This is a genomic window from Streptomyces sp. NPDC040545 (assembly GCF_055595065.1).
Map to the genome: position 1 here is coordinate 80,002 of NZ_JBVIWA010000004.1, position 19,945 is coordinate 99,946.

Annotated in this window: 19 protein-coding genes, 1 pseudogene and 1 riboswitch; of the genes and pseudogenes, 8 read left to right on the forward strand and 12 right to left on the reverse strand. The window is 72.8% G+C overall.

The window, feature by feature from the left end; translation table 11 throughout:
- Nucleotides 1–56 precede the first annotated feature (56 nt).
- Entirely contained in the window at nt 57–1,226 is a 1,170-nt protein-coding gene (locus ACZ573_RS10870; RefSeq protein WP_030390693.1) for a steroid 3-ketoacyl-CoA thiolase, read from the forward strand.
- A gap of 127 nt (nt 1,227–1,353) precedes the next feature.
- Here ACZ573_RS10870 and ACZ573_RS10875 read toward each other — a convergent pair whose 3' ends face one another.
- From ACZ573_RS10875 to ACZ573_RS10905, 7 genes are all read right to left on the reverse strand, one after another.
- Complete coding sequence (locus ACZ573_RS10875; RefSeq protein WP_471301970.1) at nt 1,354–1,758, reverse strand: aggregation-promoting factor C-terminal-like domain-containing protein; 405 nt, start codon at nt 1,756–1,758, stop codon at nt 1,354–1,356.
- Nucleotides 1,759–2,055: 297 nt separating this feature from the next.
- Nucleotides 2,056–3,048: an ECF transporter S component gene (locus ACZ573_RS10880; RefSeq protein WP_471301972.1), complete on the reverse strand. Its 993-nt coding sequence runs from the start codon at nt 3,046–3,048 to the stop codon at nt 2,056–2,058.
- Complete coding sequence (locus ACZ573_RS10885; RefSeq protein ID WP_471301975.1) at nt 3,045–4,811, reverse strand: ABC transporter ATP-binding protein; 1,767 nt, start codon at nt 4,809–4,811, stop codon at nt 3,045–3,047. The genes ACZ573_RS10880 and ACZ573_RS10885 overlap by 4 nt, the downstream gene beginning before the upstream one ends.
- Nucleotides 4,808–6,076, reverse strand: a complete 1,269-nt coding sequence (locus ACZ573_RS10890; RefSeq protein WP_471301977.1) for an energy-coupling factor transporter transmembrane component T — start codon at nt 6,074–6,076, stop codon at nt 4,808–4,810. The genes ACZ573_RS10885 and ACZ573_RS10890 overlap by 4 nt, the downstream gene beginning before the upstream one ends.
- Nucleotides 6,073–6,744 (reverse strand): SCO2322 family protein, encoded by a 672-nt coding sequence (locus tag ACZ573_RS10895; RefSeq protein WP_471301980.1) that lies wholly within the window; start codon nt 6,742–6,744, stop codon nt 6,073–6,075. The genes ACZ573_RS10890 and ACZ573_RS10895 overlap by 4 nt, the downstream gene beginning before the upstream one ends.
- Complete coding sequence (locus ACZ573_RS10900) at nt 6,744–8,000, reverse strand: prenyltransferase/squalene oxidase repeat-containing protein (RefSeq protein WP_471301984.1); 1,257 nt, start codon at nt 7,998–8,000, stop codon at nt 6,744–6,746. The genes ACZ573_RS10895 and ACZ573_RS10900 overlap by 1 nt, the downstream gene beginning before the upstream one ends.
- A 140-nt stretch (nt 8,001–8,140) precedes the next feature.
- Nucleotides 8,141–8,210: riboswitch (cobalamin riboswitch) on the reverse strand.
- A gap of 81 nt (nt 8,211–8,291) precedes the next feature.
- Complete coding sequence (locus ACZ573_RS10905) at nt 8,292–9,434, reverse strand: MBL fold metallo-hydrolase (RefSeq protein WP_471301986.1); 1,143 nt, start codon at nt 9,432–9,434, stop codon at nt 8,292–8,294.
- Between the two features lie 196 nt (nt 9,435–9,630).
- Between ACZ573_RS10905 and ACZ573_RS10910 the strand changes: the two genes are divergently transcribed.
- A complete protein-coding gene (locus tag ACZ573_RS10910) occupies nt 9,631–11,109 on the forward strand; it encodes an aldehyde dehydrogenase (RefSeq protein WP_471301989.1) in 1,479 nt (492 codons plus the stop codon).
- Entirely contained in the window at nt 11,109–11,342 is a 234-nt protein-coding gene (locus ACZ573_RS10915; protein ID WP_301371473.1) for a ferredoxin, read from the forward strand. The genes ACZ573_RS10910 and ACZ573_RS10915 overlap by 1 nt, the downstream gene beginning before the upstream one ends.
- Before the next feature lie 459 nt (nt 11,343–11,801).
- Here ACZ573_RS10915 and ACZ573_RS10920 read toward each other — a convergent pair.
- The 4 genes and pseudogenes from ACZ573_RS10920 to ACZ573_RS10935 all read right to left on the reverse strand — a co-directional run.
- Nucleotides 11,802–11,882: pseudogene (locus tag ACZ573_RS10920) on the reverse strand (VOC family protein); the annotation flags it as partial.
- 68 nt (nt 11,883–11,950) lie between these two features.
- Complete coding sequence (locus tag ACZ573_RS10925) at nt 11,951–12,496, reverse strand: hypothetical protein (RefSeq protein ID WP_471301993.1); 546 nt, start codon at nt 12,494–12,496, stop codon at nt 11,951–11,953.
- A 257-nt stretch (nt 12,497–12,753) separates the two neighbouring features.
- On the reverse strand, nt 12,754–13,239 hold the full coding sequence (locus ACZ573_RS10930) for a lactococcin 972 family bacteriocin (RefSeq protein ID WP_471301995.1): 486 nt from the start codon (nt 13,237–13,239) through the stop codon (nt 12,754–12,756).
- A 415-nt stretch (nt 13,240–13,654) separates the two neighbouring features.
- Nucleotides 13,655–14,278: a TetR family transcriptional regulator gene (locus tag ACZ573_RS10935; RefSeq protein ID WP_301371478.1), complete on the reverse strand. Its 624-nt coding sequence runs from the start codon at nt 14,276–14,278 to the stop codon at nt 13,655–13,657.
- Nucleotides 14,279–14,496: 218 nt separating this feature from the next.
- Between ACZ573_RS10935 and ACZ573_RS10940 the strand changes: the two genes are divergently transcribed.
- The 3 genes from ACZ573_RS10940 (at nt 14,497) to ACZ573_RS10950 (ending at nt 17,694) form a co-directional block, all read left to right on the forward strand.
- On the forward strand, nt 14,497–15,816 hold the full coding sequence (locus ACZ573_RS10940; RefSeq protein ID WP_471301998.1) for a glycosyltransferase family 4 protein: 1,320 nt from the start codon (nt 14,497–14,499) through the stop codon (nt 15,814–15,816).
- A gap of 64 nt (nt 15,817–15,880) precedes the next feature.
- Nucleotides 15,881–16,615 (forward strand): class I SAM-dependent methyltransferase, encoded by a 735-nt coding sequence (locus ACZ573_RS10945; RefSeq protein WP_030012203.1) that lies wholly within the window; start codon nt 15,881–15,883, stop codon nt 16,613–16,615.
- Nucleotides 16,612–17,694 (forward strand): prenyltransferase/squalene oxidase repeat-containing protein, encoded by a 1,083-nt coding sequence (locus ACZ573_RS10950; RefSeq protein ID WP_471302001.1) that lies wholly within the window; start codon nt 16,612–16,614, stop codon nt 17,692–17,694. Before ACZ573_RS10945 ends, ACZ573_RS10950 begins: the two co-directional genes overlap by 4 nt.
- A 21-nt stretch (nt 17,695–17,715) precedes the next feature.
- Here ACZ573_RS10950 and ACZ573_RS10955 read toward each other — a convergent pair whose 3' ends face one another.
- Nucleotides 17,716–17,955: a hypothetical protein gene (locus ACZ573_RS10955; RefSeq protein WP_471302004.1), complete on the reverse strand. Its 240-nt coding sequence runs from the start codon at nt 17,953–17,955 to the stop codon at nt 17,716–17,718.
- A gap of 241 nt (nt 17,956–18,196) precedes the next feature.
- Here ACZ573_RS10955 and ACZ573_RS10960 point away from each other — a divergent pair, with 241 nt between their 5' ends.
- Together ACZ573_RS10960 and ACZ573_RS10965 are read left to right on the forward strand one after the other, a co-directional pair.
- Complete coding sequence (locus tag ACZ573_RS10960; protein ID WP_471302651.1) at nt 18,197–18,766, forward strand: hypothetical protein; 570 nt, start codon at nt 18,197–18,199, stop codon at nt 18,764–18,766.
- Nucleotides 18,767–19,534: 768 nt separating this feature from the next.
- Nucleotides 19,535–19,921, forward strand: a complete 387-nt coding sequence (locus tag ACZ573_RS10965) for a hypothetical protein (protein WP_471302007.1) — start codon at nt 19,535–19,537, stop codon at nt 19,919–19,921.
- Nucleotides 19,922–19,945: the final 24 nt, after the last annotated feature.

Genomic DNA, 19,945 nt, shown 5'->3' on the forward strand with positions numbered 1-19,945 from the left:
GGGTGGGGCGCCGGGACGGCCCGCCGTGCTGACGCAGTGCAGGAGAGGACGAGCTCATGGCCGCGGAACCCGTCATTGTCGAAGCCGTACGCACCCCCATCGGTAAGCGCGGGGGCGCTCTCGCCAACCTCCATCCCGCCTACCTGCTCGGTGAGACCTACCGCGAACTGCTGGCCCGTACCGGAATCCAGCCCGACTGCGTCGAGCAGATCGTCGGCGGCACCGTGACGCACGCAGGCGAGCAGTCGATGAACCCCGCCCGCAACGCCTGGCTCGCCATGGGGCTCCCGTACGAGACCGCCGCGACGACGGTGGACTGTCAGTGCGGCAGCTCGCAGCAGGCCAACCACATGGTCGCCAACATGATCTCCGGCGGGGTCATGGACATCGGCATCGCCTGCGGCGTCGAGGCCATGAGCCGCGTGCCGCTCGGCTCCGGATCCAAGCACGGCCCGGGCAAGCCCTTCCCGGACGAGTGGAACGTCGACCTCCCCAACCAGTTCGAGGCCGCCGAGCGGATCGCCCGCCACCGGGGCCTGTCCCGCGAGGACGTCGACCGGCTCGGGCTCCTCTCCCAGGAGCGGGCCGCGGCCGCATGGGCCGAGGAGCGGTTCAAGCGTGAGACCTTCGCCGTGCAGGTGCCGACGACCGAGGAGGAGCAGGCCGCCGGGCAGGGCATGTGGCGCCTGGTCGACCGGGACGAGGGGCTGCGGGACACGAGCATGGAGGCGCTGGCCCGGCTCAAGCCGGTCATGCCCACCGCAGTGCACACCGCCGGGAACTCCTCGCAGATATCCGACGGCGCCGCCGCCGTGATGTGGGCCTCGCGGAAGATGGCCCGCGCCCTCAAGCTCAAGCCGCGCGCCCGGATCGTCGCCCAGACGCTCGTCGGCGCCGACCCCCACTACCACCTCGACGGGCCGATCGACGCGACGCGGGCCGTGCTCGGCAAGGCCGGGATGTCGCTGCGGGACATCGACCTCGTCGAGATCAACGAGGCGTTCGCCTCCGTGGTCCTGTCCTGGGCCCAGGTCTTCGACCAGGACCTGGAGAAGGTCAACGTCAACGGCGGGGGCATCGCGCTCGGCCACCCCGTCGGCGCCACCGGCGCCCGGCTCATCACCACCGCGCTGCACGAGCTGGAGCGCCGCGACAAGGAGTTCGCACTGATCACCATGTGCGCGGGAGGCGCGCTGGCGACCGGCACGATCATCCAGCGCCTGTGAGGCGCCCCTGAGTCCCCTGGGATGGGATGCAGAGGGCCCCGGCGGCCGGACCTGGGGAGGCCGGCCACCGGGGCCTTCGTATGTCTGCTGCGCTGCGCCGCGCGGTGCTGCCGCTGCTGCTGGTGGCTTAGTACCAGTGGTTGGCGGACCAGAAGTTCCAGGCGCCGACAGGGCTGCCGTAGCGGTCGTTCATGTAGTCCAGGCCCCACTTGATCTGGGTGGCCGGGTTGGTCTTCCAGTCCGCGCCCGCGGAGGCCATCTTCGAGGCCGGCAGGGCCTGGGCCAGGCCGTACGCGCCGGAAGAGGCGTTGGTCGCGGTGTAGTCCCAGCCGCTCTCGTGGGAGATGATCTTGTCGAAGGCGGCGAACTGGGCCGGGTCCTTGATCATCTGCTGTGCGATCGCCTTGGCGCTCATCGGGGCCGCCTGGGCGGGCACCGTGGCGAGCATGGAACCGGCGACACCCAGGGCGACGACGGTGCCCGCGAGGGCCTTCTTGGAGGTGGCGATGCGGCGGATGATGGCGTTGGACACGGATTGACCTTCCGACGGGGACAAGGGCGGTCGCAGGCATGCCGGAGCATGCGTGAGCCACTCACGCAAAGGAGAGAGGTTCGTCGGCGGCGGGTGAACTACCCCTGCCGCCCTGCGACTCATCCAGTTCTACAGACGCCCCGACGCCCTGGCAAAGGTCCCGCTTACTAGCGGCCCTCGCAGCGGGCGGTCCACCCGCCCCCCGTGGGGGAGGGTTCGGGGGCTCCGAGGCCTACTAGCCGCCTTCGTATGTGACCCACGTCCTATGGGGCGGGTCACCGGGGGAGGCCCCGAATGTCACCCTCCGCTGCCGTTCGTATCCCTACCGAGGGCGGGTTCGCGCCCCGTTTCGGCCCCCGGATCGAAGGAATGGGAGGAACCGGAGGAACCGGAAGGACCGAAGGAGACCGGGGCGTCGAACGCGGCCTTGCGGGTCGCCCGGCGCAGCGCCTTCAGCAGCGTCGCCCCGAGGGTGAGCGTCAGGACGACCGTCAGTACGGCCCGGCCCAGGTCCCAGCCCACCGAGGTCGCCAGGCAGTACGCCCCGAACCGCGCCAGGTTCGCGGCCACCGGCTCCCCCGGATGGAAGGAGATGCCCTGGCCCATGCCCTGCAGCAGCACCCAGCCCTGCAGATTCATGACCGTGCCGTACGCGAACGAGCCCACGAAGCCGTACGCGGCCAGCATCAGCAGCTCCGCCCGGCCCCGGATCCTCCCCCAAGCTCTCGGCTTCGCTCGAGCAGGGGGGACTGCCATCGCGCCCGGCAGCAGCCCGGCCCCCAGCGCGAACCAGCCCATCGCCAGCATCTGGAACGGCATCCACGGCCCGACCCCGCCCGTCAGCAGGGCGGAGGCGAACATCGTCACCGAGCCCAGGACGAAGCCGAAGCCGGGACCGAGCACCCGCGCGCTGAGCACCATCAGGAAGAACATGGGCTCCAGCCCGGCCGTACCCGCGCCGAGCGGTCTCAGCGCCGCCCCGACGGCGGCGAGCACACCGAGCATCGCCACCGCCTTCGCGTCCATGCCGTTGTCGGCGATCGTCGCGACGACCACCGCCACCAGGAGCGGGAGGAGCGCGGCGAAGAGCCAGGGGGCGTCCTGCGCGTGGGCCAGGCCCGAGCCCCGGTCGGCGAGCAGCGGCCAGCCGAAGGCCGCGATGCCGATGAGGGTGACGAGGACCAGGGCGACGGCGGCGCGGGGACCGATCCGGACGGGGCGGGCGGGGCGGGCGGGGCGGGCGGGCCGGACGGGCCGGGCGGGGCGGGCGGGCCGGGCGGGACGGTTCACGGGGCCTCCGCCGCGTCCAGGGCCTCGGCGACCTGGCGCACGGTGAGCCAGGCGTCCGGCGCGAGGACCTTCGCCACCTGCGGCGCGAAGGCGGGCGAGGAGACGACGACCTCCGCGGTCGGACCGTCCGCGACGATCTCCCCGCCGGCCAGGATCACCACCCGGTGGGCCAGCTCGGCGGCGAGCTCCACGTCGTGGGTGGCCAGCACGATGGCGTGGCCGCCGGCCGCCAGCCCGCGCAGGATCTCGACCAGGCGGACCTTGGCGGCGTAGTCCAGGCCGCGGGTGGGCTCGTCCAGGAGCAGCAGGGCGGGACGGCCGGTGAGGACCAGGGCCAGGGCGAGGGCCAGGCGCTGGCCCTCGGAGAGATCGCGCGGGTGGATGTCGTCGGGGACGTCCGGGAGCAGCGCGGAGACGAGGTCCCGGCAGGTACCGGCGGGCGCGGCGGCGTCGGAGTCGGCCGCGGCGCACTCGGCGGCGACCGTGTCGGCGTACAGGAGGTCGCGGGGTTCCTGCGGGACGAGGCCGACGCGGCGCACCATCTCGGGCGGTGCCGTGCGGTGGGGGGTACGGCCGCCGACGGTCACCTCGCCGGTGGTGGGGGCGACCGTACCGACGAGGGTGGAGAGGAGGGTGGATTTGCCGGCGCCGTTGCGGCCCATGAGGGCGATGGTTTCGCCGGGGGCCACGGTGAGGGTGATTCCGTGCAGGGCCTGTACGCGGCCGCGGCGGACGGTGACCCGGTGGACCTCGGCCGGAGCCTCATGGGGGGCGGGGCCCGGGGTCGGCCTGCCGCGGCCCCGGCGCAGGCGTGCGAGGAGCCCGGGGGCTCCGGCGACGGGGGCTCCGCCCCCGGATCCCCGCGCCTCGAACGCCGGCGGGGCTGAAAGATCGGGGCTCTGCCCCGCACCCCGCGCCTCGAACACCGGCGAGGCTGGAAGGGAAGCGGTGGCCAGGCGGGAGCGGAGCGGAGCGGCCTGGCGGCGGGCGTCGCGGATCGAGAGGGGGAGCGGGGACCAGCCCGCGAGGCGGCCCAGGGCGACCACCGGCGGGTGGACCGGGGAGACGGCCATGATCTCGGCCGGGGTGCCGATGACCGGGGCCGCGCCCGGCGACGGCAGGAGCAGGACCTGGTCGGCGTACTGGACGACCCGCTCCAGCCGGTGCTCCGCCATCAGCACGGTCGTGCCCAGGTCGTGGACCAGGCGCTGGAGGACCGCCAGGACCTCCTCCGCCGCCGCCGGGTCGAGCGCGGACGTCGGCTCGTCGAGCACCAGCACCTTCGGGTGCGGCGTGAGGACCGAGCCGATCGCGACCCGCTGCTGCTGGCCGCCGGACAGCGTCGCGATCGGCCGGTCGCGCAGCTCGTTCAGGCCCAGCAGGTCCAGGGTCTCCTCCACCCGGCGGCGCATCACCGCAGGTGGCAGCCCCAGGGACTCCATGCCGTAGGCGAGCTCGTCCTCCACCACGTCCGTCACGAAGTGCGCGAGGGGATCCTGGCCGACCGTGCCGACCACGTCCGCGAGCTCGCGCGGCTTGTGGGTGCGCGTGTCCCGGCCGGCGACCGTGACCCGGCCCCGCAGGGTGCCGCCCGTGAAGTGCGGGACCAGTCCGGAGACCGTCCCCAGCAGGGTGGACTTGCCGACGCCCGACGGGCCGACCAGCAGCGTCAGCTCCCCCTCGGGGATCACCAGGTCGACGCCCCGCAGGGAGGGGGCGGACGCGCCCTCGTAGGTGACCGACACCTGCTCGAAGCGGATCACTGCGACGCCTCCTTGGGCGGTACGGGTGCCACGAAGGCGGGCAGCAGGCCGATCAGGATCGCGGCCGCCGGCCACAGCGGGAGCGCGGGGGCCGCGAGCGGGACCACGCCCGGGTGCAGGGCTGCCGGGTCGACGGAACCGGCGTGGATCAGCAGGGCGGCCACGGCCGCGCCCGATCCGGCGACCAGCCAGGCCCGCGGCCCCCAGCGGTCGGGCCGGTAGCGGGTCCGCACCGACCGGCGCCCGCCCAGGCGCAGGCCCGCCACGGCCAGGGCCGCGCCGGCGCCGAGCACGGGCAGCCCGTACGCGGCGCCCTGCGCGGCCAGCAGGCCGTACGTGCCCGCGCACATGCCGATGAGGCCGCCGAGGGTGAGGGCGTTGGTGGTGTGCCGGACGGCGGGCGGGACCTCGGCGGTACGGCCGTAGCCGCGCGCGTCCATCGACGCGGCGATGGCGACGGAGCGTTCCAGAGCGCCCTCCAGGACCGGCAGGCCGATCTGGAGGATGGCCTTCACCCCGCCCGTGGGCCGGCCGCGCAGCCGGCGGGCGGTCCGCAGGCGGACGACGTCGGCGACCATGTTCGGCGCGAAGGTCATGGCGACGACGACGGCGACCCCCGCCTCGTACAGGGCGGCCGGCAGCGACTTCAGCAGCCGCGCCGGATTGGCGAGGGCGTTCGCGGCGCCCACGCACACCAGGAGCGCGGCCAGCTTCAGCCCGTCGTAGAAGGCGAAGACGAGCTGCTCGGCGGTGACGCGGCCGCCGAAGCGGATGCCCTGGGCCCAGGCCGGGAGCGGGAACTCCGGGAGGGTGAAGAGGGTGTGCGAGCCGGGGATGGGCGAGCCGAGGAGCATGGAGAAGAGCAGGCGCAGGCCGATGACGAAAAGGCCGAGCTTGAGGAAGGCGCCGTAGGAACGGGCCCAGGGAGCGTCGGTGCGGCGGGCCGCGACCACGTACCCGGCGACGCCGGCGATCAGCCCGAGCAGCAGCGGGTTCGTGGTGCGGGAGGCGGCGGTGGCGAGGCCGAGGGCCCACAGCCACCAGGCCCCCGCGTGCAGGGCGGTGGCCCGGGCGGCCTGCGGGGGCCTCCACCGTTCGTACGTCGACCGGTGCGCGGGATCCTGCGCCGCGGCCGGGCTCCGCCGGGCCGGGGGCACGCCGTCGGGTGCGGCTGCGGTGGCGGGCGCGGTCCGGGGTGCGCCCGTGTCCGTGGTGGCCGGCTCGGCGTCGTCGCCGGGGTGCGCCCCGGCGCCGGAGCCGGTCATCGGGTGCGGCGGCGGGACTGCCAGACGCCGGCCGCGGCCAGAGCGGCCACCGCGGCGATGCCCGCGAGCAGGCCCGCGGACGGGCCCCCGCCGGAATCCTGGGCGGCGGACTGCGCCGGGGCCGACGGGGCCGGGGTCCCGGCCGTACTGTCCGCGACCTGGTCGCCGCAGCCCTGCTTCGGGTAGCCGGAGATCGCGCACAGCAGCGCTGCGCTGTTGTAGCGCAGCGGCTTGGCGACCGAGGCCAGCGCCTCGGCCGTCGTGGCCTCCGGGGCCACCTGCGCGCAGGCCGTGCGCGGGGCGGCATCGGGCGGGGTGTCACCCGCCGGGGCGTCCTGCGGGACGCCGAAGTCGATGACGAGTGCCACCCGCTTGCTGCCTTCCGTCGGGGCGGTCGCCCCGCAGACGGACTCGAAGTCGGCCGCCGCGCGCGGCTGGGCCGCCTGGGCCGCCGCGTCCTTGCTCACCGAGAAGCGGAAGCCCTGGACGGCGCCGTCCGCGGGTCGGGCCATCGAGGGGCCCTGAGTGGCGTAGGACCACCGGCCGCCCGCCGAGCCGTCCCAGAACGACCAGTAGCGGTAGCCGGCCGCCAGCGCGGGGGTGGCGGCCGGCAGGGCGGCCAGGGTGATCCCGAGAGCGAGGGCCACGGCGGGCAGGCGGCGGCGCATCAGGAGTGGTTCTTCTTCCGGCGGCCGCTCAGCAGGATGCCGATGCCGACGCCGGCCGCGGCGCACGAACCGACGATCCACCAGACGTTCTGGCCGCCGGAGGACTTGTCCTTCTTGCTGTCCACGTTGGTCGCTTCGGTGTCCGCGCCCTGCGGGGCCGGGCCGGTCGCGTTCAGCGCGGCGACGAGGTCGGTGCCCCCGAAGGACTTCGGGTCGTTGCCGGTGGCGTGCGCGGCGAGAACGAGGGTGCCCAGGGCGGCCGGCTTGCCCTTGGCCCACTCGGCGGAGTTGGTCTCCAGCCACTTCAGGGCGCCCGCCGCCGACTCCTTGTGTCCGGCGGCGGCCAGGGCCAGTACCGCGTCGACGGTGTTACCCGTGTCGGGGGTGGGCTCCGCGCCCGGGGTGACGGCCATGAGGTGGCCGTCCTTCTTGAGGGCCTCGGCCAGGTAGCCGGCCGCACCCTGGGCGGCGGCCACCGGGTCGGCGGCGTTCGCGGCCGGGCAGGCCAGCGGGGCCGCGGGGGTGTTCTCGGCGGACGGGACGACGGCCGCGCCCTTGCCGAGGCCGGCCAGGGTGGCGGCGGCCGTGGCGTCGGCATTGGCGAGGAGCTTGCCGTCGGCCGGCTGGTACGCGAAGGCACCCCGGTCGGCGGCCGGCTCGGCGGTGCAGCCGAGCTGGAAGGCGAGCAGGCCCTCGTAGGCCGACTTGCCCGCCTTGGACCTGACCTCGGCCGGCTTCTCGCCCGCCACGGACAGGGCGCTGATCACCACGGCCGTGGAGTTGGCGTCGCTGGGGGAGCTGGGCCCGGGCGCGTAGCTCCAGCCGCCGTCCTCGTTCTGGACGGACTTCAGCCAGTCCACGCTCTTCTTGACGGCAGCGTCCTGGCCGCCGACCGCCTTCAGCGCCTGCACGGCCGCCGCGGTGGCGTTCGTGTCGTACGCCGTGCTCGCGTCGCAGGCCGTGGCGGCGTTCGGGCGGAAGGAGGCGAAGCCGCCGTTCTGGCACTGCTGGCCGAGCAGCCAGACCACGGCCTCGCGGGCGGGCTCGACACCGACCGTGTGCTGGGCGAGCAGCGCGAAGGACTGCCGCCACACGCCGTCGTACGTGGGGTCGCTCTTGCCGTACAGACCGGAGGGGATGACCGGGGGAGCGGAGGGGGAGGCGGGCGGCGCGGTGTCGGCGAGGGCTGCGGGGGCGGCGCCCACGCAGAGCACGGCGGAGGCGGCGAACGCGGCTGCGCTGCGACGGACGTTCATAAGGGGGGTGGTGCCTCTCGTACGGGGGAACCGGCAGCAGGCACGCACAGGCACCGGGCTCCGGCTCCGTTTACCTCGACGGTGCCGACCGCCGGGGGCTCCGGCGGCACGAGCCGCGCACCTCCGGTACGGGGCATTCCGGCTCCCCGCCCGGGCGGTGCCGGGTGTGGGTCACGGTTGCGGGTCAGCGCCGGAATTGCACCGGCTTCCCCCCGTACAGAGGTGTGGACGACAGGTTCACTCTACCGGCCCGTAACCGGCGGGCCCTGGGGCGCAGGGGCCGGGTGCCCCTTACAGGGCCCGGTACGTGACCGGGTCCGTGCCCGGCACCGCCTCGGCGCGGCCCTGCTTCACCAGCCGCCGCACATGGGCCTCCGCTTCGGAGACGGCGATGTTGCGGGAGCCGTACGGGATCTGCTCCCAGGGCCGGTTCCACTCCATCCGCTCGGCCAGACCCCACGGGGTCAGTGGCTCGGCCAGCAGCGTCCACAGACCCGTCAGCCGTTCCTCGTGGTGGTCGAGGAGCTCCCGTACGCGGGCGGGCGCGTCGGTGAAGGCGTGCTGGTGGGCCGGGAGCACCTCGGCGGGGCCGAGGCGGCCGATGCGTTCGAGGGAGTCGAGGTAGTCGCCGAGCGGGTCGGTGACGCGGGTGTCCTCCGGAGCCTCGTACAGGCCGATGTGGGGGGAGATCCCGGGCAGCAGGTGGTCCCCGGAGAAGAGGCGGCCGTTGCCGGGGAGATGCGCCGGGTGTGCTTCCTCCAGGTGCAGGCAGACGTGGCCGGGGGTGTGGCCGGGGGTCCAGATCGCGCGCAGCCGGCGCCCGGCGAGGGGGAGCAGCTCGGCGGGGACGATCTCCCGGTCGGGGACGGCGGCGCGCAGGCCGGGCAGGGTCCGCGTGCGGCCGCTCGCGCGGGCGGCGCGCAGCGGGGCGATGTGCTCCTCGGGGGCTCCGGCGGCGGCGAGTTTGGTGCTCATGTAGTCGAACCAGACGCCAGGTTCGCAGGAGCGGGTCCGTACGACGACCTCGGTGTCGGCGGCGTGCATGGCGATCCAGGCGCCGGAGGCCTCGCGGACCTGGCCGGAGAGGCCGTGGTGGTCGGGGTGGTGGTGGGTGATGACCACGCCGTGGATGTCGGTGACGGCGGTGCCGAGTGCGGCGAGGCCGGCGACAAGGGTGTCCCAGGAGGCGGGGTCGTCCCAGCCGGTGTCGACGAGGACCGGGCCGCGGTCGGTGTCGAGGACGTGGACGAGGGTGTGTCCGAGGGGGTTGTCGGGGATGGGGACCTTGATCGCCCACACGCCGCCGCCGTGATCGGTGACGTGCGGCGTGTCGCCGGTGACCGGCGAGGTGTCCTCCGGGACCTGTGGCGTGTCGCCGGTGACTTGTGGCGTGTCCGCCGTCATGCGCCCGCCCTTCGTCATGCCCTCCGTCATGCGCCCGCCCTCCCCCTGTTCCCGCCCGCGGACGAGAACGTGTTTCAGTGGTAGCCCAAGTCGACCACTTTCCGGGCTCTCTGACTAGTCGTTCGATCTTCTCCGCTGCGGCGGCGGAGGTTCCGTCCTGGCCGTGGACTCCTCTAACTAGAACTGGTATCAGTTCTGCAACGTCAAGCCGCAGGAGGCCTCAGCCATGACCGAGCTCGTGGAACACGGAAAGCTGTTCATCGGCGGGGAGTGGACGGATCCGCTGGGCACCGACACCATCCGGGTCGTCTCCCCCCACACCGAGCAGGTCATCGGATCCGTCCCGCACGCCTCGAAGGCGGACGTCGACCGCGCCGTCGCCGTCGCGCGCAAGGCCTTCGACGAGGGACCCTGGCCGCGGATGACCCTGGACGAGCGGATCGCCGTCGTCTCCAGGATCAAGGACGCGATAGCCGTCCGGCACGAGGAGATCGCCCGTTCCATCAGCTCCCAGAACGGGTCCCCGTACTCCTGGAGCGTCCTCGCCCAGGCGCTCGGCCCGATGATGGTCTACGACGCTGCGATCACGGTCGCCCGCGCCTACCCGTACGAGGAGTACCGGCAGGGCGTGCTCGGGCCCATCCTGGTGCGCCGGGAACCGGTGGGCGTGGTCGCCGCCGTCATCCCGTGGAACGTCCCGCAGTTCGTGGCGGCCGCCAAGCTGGCGCCGGCCCTCCTGACCGGCTCGACCGTGATCCTCAAGCCGTCGCCCGAGGCGCCGCTCGACTCCTACATCCTCGCCGACATCGCGCGCGAGGCCGGACTTCCCGAAGGCGTGCTGTCGATCCTGCCCGCCGACCGCGAGGTCAGCGAGTACCTCGTCGGGCACCCCGGCATCGACAAGGTCGCCTTCACCGGCTCGGTCGCGGCCGGCAAGCGCGTGATGGAGGTCGCCGCGCGCAACCTCACCCGCGTCACCCTCGAACTCGGCGGCAAGTCGGCCGCCGTGGTCCTCCCCGACGCCGACGTGGCGACCGCGGTCGCCGGGATCGTGCCCGCGGCCTGGATGAACAACGGCCAGGCGTGCGTCGCCCAGACCCGCATCCTCGCCCCCCGCAGCCGCTACGAGGAGGTGGCCGAGGCCCTCGCGGAGGCGGCCGGCGCCCTGGTCGTCGGCGACCCGCTCGACCCGGCGACCCAGCTCGGCCCGCTGGTGGCGAAGCGGCAGCAGCAGCGCTCGCTGGACTACATCCGGATCGGGCAGGAGGAGGGCGCGAAGGTCCTGGCGGGCGGCGGCCGCCCGGCGGGCCTCGAGCAGGGCTGGTACGTGGAGCCCACCCTCTTCGGTGACGTCGACAACTCCATGCGGATCGCACGCGAGGAGATCTTCGGCCCGGTCGTCTGCCTGATCCCCTACGGGGACGAGGCCGAGGCGGTACGGGTGGCCAACGACTCGGACTTCGGCCTCAGCGGCAGCGTCTGGACCGCCGACGTCGAGCGCGGCATCGACTTCGCCCGCCGGATCCGCACCGGCACCTTCAACGTGAACACCTTCAGCCTGGACATGATGGGGCCGTTCGGCGGCTACAAGAACAGCGGCCTGGGCCGGGAGTTCGGCCCGGAGGGCCTGAGCGAGTACCTGGAGCACAAGATGATCCACCTCCCGGCCACGTATTCGTCCGGCGCCGGCGAGGCGGGTGCCTGATGGGTGACCGCTGGCAGGTCGAGGTGGACCGGGGGGTCTGCATCGGCTCGGGCATGTGCGTGAACCACGCCCCGGACGGCTTCGTCCTGGACTCGGCACGCCAGTCCCACCCGCGCACCGCCGAGTCGGACGCGAACGAGCCGATCCTCACGGCGGCGGAGGGCTGCCCCGTCGAAGCCATCATGATCACCTTGGCCGGCACCGGCGAACCGGTCTTCCCGCCGGAGGAGTAGAGGCGGGGGCCGGGGGGTGGCGGCCTCCCCGCTTCCGTCCCACGGCCGGGGCCGTCAGAGCGCGTACGGGTACACCTCAAGCCGGGGCGGCGCGAACGAGATGCGCCGGCCGATCTTCATCCCCGCCCCGCCGCGCCGGGCGACTTCGACCAGCACCACGTCCGTACCCACCCTGAGTTCCACCACCGGGTCCCCGGGCCCGCCGACGCCCAGCACCTCACCGGTGACGACCACGCCGGCCGGACCGAGCTGCAGGTCGTACGCGACCGTCGGTGACGCGGGACCCCACTCGGCGAGGGGGTCGGGGACCGCGAGTTCCACGAAGGCGTCGGTGCCCGGCGCGGGAAGCCGGTCGCCCATCCAGTGGGCGACCGCGCTTCCGTGCCCGTCCGTGCAGCGGAAAGCGACCCGCCCGTCCTCGACGACCCGGTTCACGAAGACGCGCACGACGGGCTCCTTCCGCTCGGCGGCGCTCCGCTCGACGCAGAACGCGTTGCCCTCGGGCTCGGCCAGGGTCACCCACCCGGTGCCGTCGGGCCTACAGCCCGCCGACCCCTGTCCACCGAGATTGCGGGCGACACCCCCGGACACGGGCTTCCCGCGCTGGGTCAAAGGCGCCTCACCGGCGCGGCATCTTCCGGCGGCCCGTCGACTCGGCCATGCCGGACGCGCCAGCTCCACACTGTGTGCCCGATGAGAGCCACGGCGGCGACGCATGCCGCAACGCGAGTTACGTTCCAGGTCAGAGCGAAAACCGCCCCCTCCGAGTCCGCCTCCACGCTCAATCGCCGAGTCGCCTCGAAGAAGGCGGTGAGAGGAACGATCAGACGGAACAGAAGGCCACCGACTCCGGGCGTTCTGGCTACGTTCCCCATGAGTCCCACGGGCGCGCCGAACACGAATGCCGCTGCTCCCCACAGAAAGATCTGCCCCTGGCCGGAGGTGTCAGGCTCCATTCCGGCCGGAACGGAGGTGGCTGCTTCCATTCCCGCAGGAATGGTGGGATTCATATCCTTGAAGACATAGTAGGTGACTACGCCGATGGCCAACCCCAGAGATGCCAGCAATGCCGACTCGATCTTGGAGCGACGGGAATAGCCCACCATCAACGCGTAGCAGGCCCACGGCCAGCCGCTGGAAAAAACAATACTCACGGCGACGAAAAATGGATTGTCCCATTTCCCGGCAACGGGGCCGACGAGGCCAAGCAGGAGACCGGCTACGAGAGCCGCGGCGACCGGTACGGCGCGAGCACGTGTGAAGCGTGTGATCGTTCTTCCCCCGTTCGATGGGTGGGCCCGACGTGGAGGTGGCGCCGCCCTGGGGCTGCCCGGGCGACGAACAGCCCCAGAGCGGCTCACCAACCTACCGCACCCTCCGAAGAGTTACTGCTCGGTACGGCGACCGGGACCTAGTCCACGCTGTAGTAGGTGGAGCAGGTGTAGGCGAGACCCGCGGTGAGGTTGGCATTGGTGGTGCCGCCGGCCGCTGCCCAGACGCGACGCGTACTGCCCGCGAGCTTCACCGTGGACGAGTGCCCCTTCGTCCCCTGATAGTAATTCGAGTAGCAGTACTTGTTGATCACTCCGGGGCTGACCTCCCTCGGGTACCAGCCGTAACACCAGGTGCCGCCGGTGGACGGGCTGAGGCATGCCTGCGACTGCGCGCTGAAAGAGCCCGCCGAAGCGTCCATCTTGAACGTCACCATTCCCCATTCGGAGGGGTTGCCCAGCTCTGCGGGCGGCTGGGTGCCGTCGCCGCGGTGGTGGACGGTGACGGTGGCTCCGGAAATGCTGGCGCCTGCGGACGCGTCCGCAGTGGCCGGCGTCGCGAGGCCTAAGGCCGCAACGGCTGCGCCCGCGATGGCGAAACTGGCGGATCTACCGGCAATCTTCATGAAATTCCCTTCCCTGATTCCCCGTGTGGGAACGGGAGAGATCCTTCATAGCCCCCAACCGGTCGGCAAAGGAATATTGAACCTGTTGGCTCAAAATTATCTCGTCCGATTCATGCGCCATCATCTGGATATTTCACCGTTTGCTATCGCATGATTTAAGGCGATTGACGTGATAAGGGTGCCGATTTCGCCCGTTCAATCATCCGTACCTCCGGTGTCGATCGGTGGCCGATAGCCGGCGGCCCAAGGCGAAAGGCGCCCGGTGCCTCCGTGGAGGAGCGCGTAGTGATCGATGGCGGCCATCCATGTCCAGCCAAGGGGCTCGCGGCCGCCGTCTCACCCCCGGCCGGCCGGAGCCATCCCGGCCGGAGCCATCCCGGCCGGAGCCGCCCGGCTCCCCATCCCAGCGGCGGCTTCAGGCCTTTTCCGGGGACGTCAGGTCGATCAGGCGGCACACCGTTTCGATGTCGATCTTGACCTGGGCGATCGAGGCGCGGCCGGAAAGCCACGTGATCAGCGCCGAGTGCCAGGTGTGCTCGATGACCCGGACCGCCGAGAGCTGCTCCGCCGTCGGCGGCTGCTCCAGGCCCATCGCGTCCAGGATGATCGCCGTCGTCAGCCGGGACACCGTGTCCACCTCGGGGCTCACGCTGCGGTCCGCGAACGTCAGTGCCCGCACCATCGCGTCGGCCAGCTGCGGCTCCCGCTGAAGGGCGCGGAAGGCCCGCATCAGGGTCTCCGCGACCCGGGCCGCCGGGTCGTCCCCGGCCGGCGGGCGTTTGCGCAGCGTGGTGTGCATGTGCTGGAGCTGGTCCTGCATGGTGGCGACCAGCAGGTGCACCTTGGACGGGAAGTAGCGGTAGAGCGTGCCCAGGGCCACGCCCGCCGCCTCCGCGACCTCGCGCATCTGCACGGCGTCGAATCCGCCCCGGCTGGCCAACTGTGCGCTGGCGTGCAGGATCCGGCGGCGGCGTGCCTCCTGGCGCTCCGTCAGGGGAGGCGACGCCGGTGTGGTGACGGCCTTCACTTCCGCTGTCATGTGTCCCGTTCCGTGTCGTTGCGCGGGCTGAATCCGGGCTGGTCCGCGGCCAGCATCGCAGGCGCCGGAGCCGTGGCGCGAATCACCTGCTCCGCCTCTTACGGTGTGGTTTCCGGCCGGTAGATTCAATGGTCTTCGACGGATCAAGTCTGAAACTTGTTCTACATTATCCGAGCGGTTACGCTCCGGCGAAAGTTGCAGTGAGAAGGGGGCCGAGAGTGACCGCTGAGGCCATGGTGACGAGCCCTTTCGCGGGTTCCGCCGCCGACGGCGACCGCCCGCTGCGCATCGCGCTCCTCACCTATAAGGGGAACCCGTTCTGTGGCGGCCAGGGCGTCTACGTCCGCCACCTCTCGCGCGAACTCGTACAACTGGGTCACTCCGTCGAAGTCATCGGCGCGCAGCCCTACCCGGTGCTCGACACGGGCGCCTCGCTCACCGAACTCCCGAGCCTGGACCTGTACCGCAGCCCGGACCCCTTCCGCACGCCGAAGCGCGACGAGTACCGGGACTGGATCGACGCCGTCGAGGTCGCCACCATGTGGACCGGCGGCTTCCCCGAGCCCCTGACCTTCTCGCTGCGCGCCCGCCGCCACCTGGCCGCGCGCGCGGGTGACTTCGACGTCATCCACGACAACCAGACGCTCGGGTACGGCCTCCTCGCCGACCTCGGAGCCCCGCTGGTCACGACGATCCACCACCCCATCACCGTCGACCGGAGGCTCGACCTCGACGCCGCGCAGGGCCGGGTGAAGCGGGCCTCCGTGCGCCGCTGGTACGCCTTCACCCGCATGCAGGGCCGCGTGGCCCGCAGGCTGCCGTCCGTACTCACCGTCTCCGGGTCCTCCAAGCAGGAGATCGCCCAGCACCTGGGTGTCCGGGACGAGCGCATCCACGTCGTGCACATCGGCGCCGACACCGACCTCTGGTCGCCGGACCCGTCCGTCGCCGAGGTGCCGGGCCGCATCGTCACCACCTCCAGCGCCGACGTGCCGCTCAAGGGGCTCGTGTACCTCGTCGAGGCGCTCGCGAAGCTGCGTACCGAGCAGCCCGAGGCGCACCTCGTCGTCGTCGGCAAGCGCGCCGAGCAGGGCCCCGTCGCCCGCGCCATCGAGACGTACGGGCTCCAGGACGCGGTCCGCTTCGTCAAGGGCATCACCGACGCCGAGCTCGTCGACCTGGTCCGCAGTGCCCAGATCGCCTGCGTGCCCTCCCTCTACGAAGGCTTCTCGCTCCCGGCGGCCGAAGCCATGGCCACCGGCACGCCGCTCGTCGCCACCACCGGCGGTGCGATCCCCGAGGTCGCCGGACCCGACGGCGAGACCTGCCTCGCGGTGCCCCCGGGCGACGCGGGCGCGCTGGCCGCCGCGCTCGGCCGGATGCTGGGCGATCCGGAGCTGCGGGCCCGCCTCGGCGCCGCCGGGCGCGAACGGGTCCTGACCCGGTTCACCTGGGCCGCGGCCGCCAAGGGCACCGTCGCGCACTACCGCGCCGCCATCGAGCAGGCCGCCGCCGGCCGGATCCGCCCGGCGCGCTGACCTTCCGCTTCCCCCGCTTCTTCCCCATCCCCGAACACCCCCGCGACCGCGAAGGCAGGACCCCGTGCTGACCGTCGATTTCTCCCGGTTCCCGCTCGCCGCAGGCGACCGCGTACTCGACCTGGGCTGCGGCGCAGGCCGGCACGCCTTCGAGTGCTACCGGAGAGGCGCCCAGGTGGTCGCCGTCGACCGCAACGGCGAGGAGATCCGCGAGGTCGCCAAGTGGTTCGCAGCGATGAAGGAGGCCGGTGAGGCCCCCGCCGGGGCCACCGCCACCGCCATGGAGGGCGACGCGCTCGCACTGCCCTTCCCCGACGACTCCTTCGACGTCGTCATCATCTCCGAGGTGATGGAGCACATCCACGACGACAAGGGCGTGCTCGCCGAGATGGTCCGCGTCCTCAAGCCCGGCGGGCGCATCGCCATCACCGTCCCGCGCTACGGCCCCGAGAAGATCTGCTGGGCGCTCTCCGACGCCTACCACGAGGTCGAGGGCGGCCACATCCGCATCTACAAGGCGGACGAGCTGCTCGGCAAGATGAAGGCCGCGGGCCTCAAGCCGTACGGCACGCACCACGCGCACGGCCTGCACTCCCCGTACTGGTGGCTCAAGTGCGCCTTCGGCGTCGACAACGACAAGGCGCTGCCCGTCAAGGCGTACCACAAGCTCCTGGTCTGGGACATCATGAAGAAGCCGCTGGCCACGCGGCTCGCCGAGCAGGCCCTGAACCCGCTCATCGGCAAGAGCTTCGTGGCCTACGCGACCAAGCCCCACCTCCCCGTCAGCGCGGCCCAGTGAGCACGCCGGGGCGCACCGAACACCTGGTCCTGGACGGCGTACTGACGGCCGAGGAGGCCGCCCGGACCGTGGCGGGGATCCTCGCCGCGCAGCGCGCCGACGGGGCCATACCGTGGTTCCGCGGGCACCACCTCGACCCGTGGGACCACACCGAGGCCGCGATGGCGCTGGACGCGGCCGGTGAGCACGAGGCGGCGGAGCGGGCGTACGCGTGGCTGGCCCGGCACCAGAACCAGGACGGCTCCTGGTACGCGGCCTACGCCGACCGGCACGACGGTGTGGACACCGCGGAGCCGCAGGACGCCAGCCGCGAGAGCAACTTCACCGCGTACATAGCCGTCGGCGTGTGGCACCACTACCTCTCCACCGGCGACGACTCCTTCCTCGACCGCATGTGGCCGGCCGTCTACGCGGCCGTGGAGTGCGTCCTGACGCTCCAGCAGCCGGGCGGCGAGATCGGCTGGAAGCGGGAGGCGGACGGCACGGCCGTCACCGACGCCCTCCTCACCGGCTCCTCCTCCATCCACCAGGCGCTGCGCTGCGCGCTGGCCATCGCCGAGCACCGCGAGGAGCCGCAGCCCGACTGGGAGCTCGCGGCGGGCGCGCTGCGGCACGCCATCCGGCGTCACCCGGAGCGGTTCCTCGACAAGAATCACTACTCGATGGACTGGTACTACCCGGTCCTCGGCGGGGCCCTGACCGGTTCGGAGGCCAAGGCGCGCATCGAGGAGCGCTGGGACGAGTTCGTGGTCCCGGACCTGGGCGTGCGCTGCGTGCTGCCCAACCCGTGGGTGACGGGCGGCGAGTCCTGCGAGCTGGCGCTCGCGCTGTGGGCGACGGGGGAGTCGGACCGGGCGCTGGAGATCCTGCGGTCGATCACCCACCTGCGCGCCGACAACGGCATGTACTGGACGGGGTACGTGTTCCAGGACGAGGCCGTCTGGCCGGTGGAGCAGACCACCTGGACGGCCGGGTCGCTGCTGCTCGCCGTCGCGGCGCTCGGCGGGGACGAGGCCACCACCGAGGTGTTCGGCGGGACCTCGCTCCCGGCCGGGCTGGAGCCGGACTGCTGCGGGTGACCGGGTGCTCGGGCGGTCGGCTCAGCGGCGGTAGAGCCAGCCGGCTATGGCGTGGCCGACGAGGAGGTAGGCCACGGCGGCGATGCCGTAGCCGATGACGACCTGGACCCATTCGCGGCTGAAGGTGAACAGGTCGTAGGACCAGGTCGCGAGCCAGGAGGCGACGTCGTGGATGAGGTCGACCAGGGCGTTGCCCTGGTTGGCGTCCAGGAAGTAGAGCAGGATCCAGAGTGCGATCACGAAGGCGAGCACGTCCGCCACAAGTGCGACGGCACGTCCTGCCTGACTGCTCCCTCGGGTGCGTGCTCGTGTGTGAGTGCTCATACGGCCCGTGTTGCCGCGTCGGCGTGTCGTAAACCCGAACGGGTTCCCCGGGTGGTGGAGGCGGGGGGCCGGGGTGAGGCTGCGGAGGACGCCTCAGTCCCCGGAGGAAACCGTGTCCGTACCCACGACCGTCCGATTCCGCCGTGCCGTCACGGCGGTGGTCCTCTCCACCGCGCTGATGGTCGGCGCCACCGCATGCGGCAGTGGCGGAAACGGCCCGCGCGAGGAGCTGTCCGCCGCGTCGATGGGGGAGCTGGCCGCCCTCGCGGCGGCGGAGCCCGTCGCCGCCGAGGCCGATGAACTGGCCGCCGCCACGCCGTCGCCGAGTACGTCCGCGGAGAAGCAGAAGTTCGCCAAGACGCGCTTCGTCGCCAACGCGGGGCTCGCGGCAGGGGCGACGTACCAGTGGATCGTCAAGCCGTACCGGGCGGGCAAGTTCAAGAAGGGCGCCAAGGGCCGTACGTTCGCGCTGATCAAGGCGGGCCTCGCGGGTGCGTTCGCGTACAACCGGCTCAAAGCGGCGACCCAGAACGCCAAGGGTGACCCGCTGCTGGCGAAGGCGGTGGCCCCGCTGACGGCGGGCATCGAGTCCCTCAAGGGCCTCGGCGGCAAGCTGCGGAAGGGGCAGGCGGGTGACGGTGACATCGATGCGTTCGACAGCGTCATCAGCAGTGTGAAGGAGGCGGGCCAGAGTGCGGGTGCGACGGTGACGGACAAGGTCCCGAGCGCGTCGCAGCTCGGCGGCTAGTTTTCCGGGTGCGGGCCGGTGGCCGCCCTTGCCCTGGCCGGGCGGTGCGGGTCCCGTTCCGGGTGCGGCCCGGTGGCCGCGCCTCAAGCGCCGGCGGGGCTGGGTTCGGCTTCGCCTGGACGGGGTCGGGTCCGGGGGTGGGGGTACGGGGCCGCCGGCGGGTGTCTCCTCGGCTCGCGCGTGACGGGCCATCTCGGCTGTACCCGGTGGTTGCGCGCTCGTCCTGCGGGGACACCCCCCACCGTCCCCGCACCCCCACCCCGGCCGACCGAGCCCCTCCGTCGCGGGGGTACGGGGACACCCCGGCCGACCGAGCCTCCTCCGCCGCGGGGGTACGGGGACACCCCGGCCGACCGAGCCTCCTCCGCCGCGGGCGTACGGGGACACCCCCCTACCGAGCCCCTCCGCCGTGGGGTGGGGACACTCCGGGGGCTCCCCGCAGGACGAGCGCGCAACCCAGGCCGTACGGCACAACCACGGCCGCCTGGCGCGAGCCGAGGAGAGCCCCCGGAGGGGCACCACCCCACACCGAAGCCAAACCCAGCCCCGCCGGCGTTTGAGGCGCGGCCACCGGGCCGCACCCGAAACAGAACCCGCACCCCGCCCGGCCAGGGCAAAGGCGGCCACCGGGCCGCACCCGGAACGGGACCCGCACCGCCCGGCCAGGGCAAAGGCGGCCACCGGGCCGCACCCGGAACGGGACCCGCACCCGGAACGGGACCCGCACCCGGAACGGGACCCGCACCCGGGACGGGGGACAATGGGTGGGTGATCGAGATCGTGGGGGTTGTACTCGGCGGCGTGGGGGCCGGGTGGCTGCTGCGGCGCAAGCATCGTGCGCGGACGGCCGCCGGGCCCGTGCCCGGGATTCCCTGCATGGTGCGGATCCCGGCCGGGGAGGGGCGATGGCGGGCCGGGCGGGTCTACGCCGAAGAAGGCCTGGCCCGGTGGGTTCCGCGGCGCGGGGAGCCCGTCGCGCTGCCCGGCGGGCGGGCCACCGGGATCCGGGTCCCCTCGGTGAAGGAGGGGATCTCCATCAACCCCGGCTCACGGATCGTCACCTGCGCCTACGACGGCGGCGGGAGCATCGAGATCGCCGTCATGCCGCTGGACGTGCGGGAGCTGCTGGAGGCCGTACCGCAGGCCGGATCCTGACGCCGCCGGTCGGCCACCGCGTCG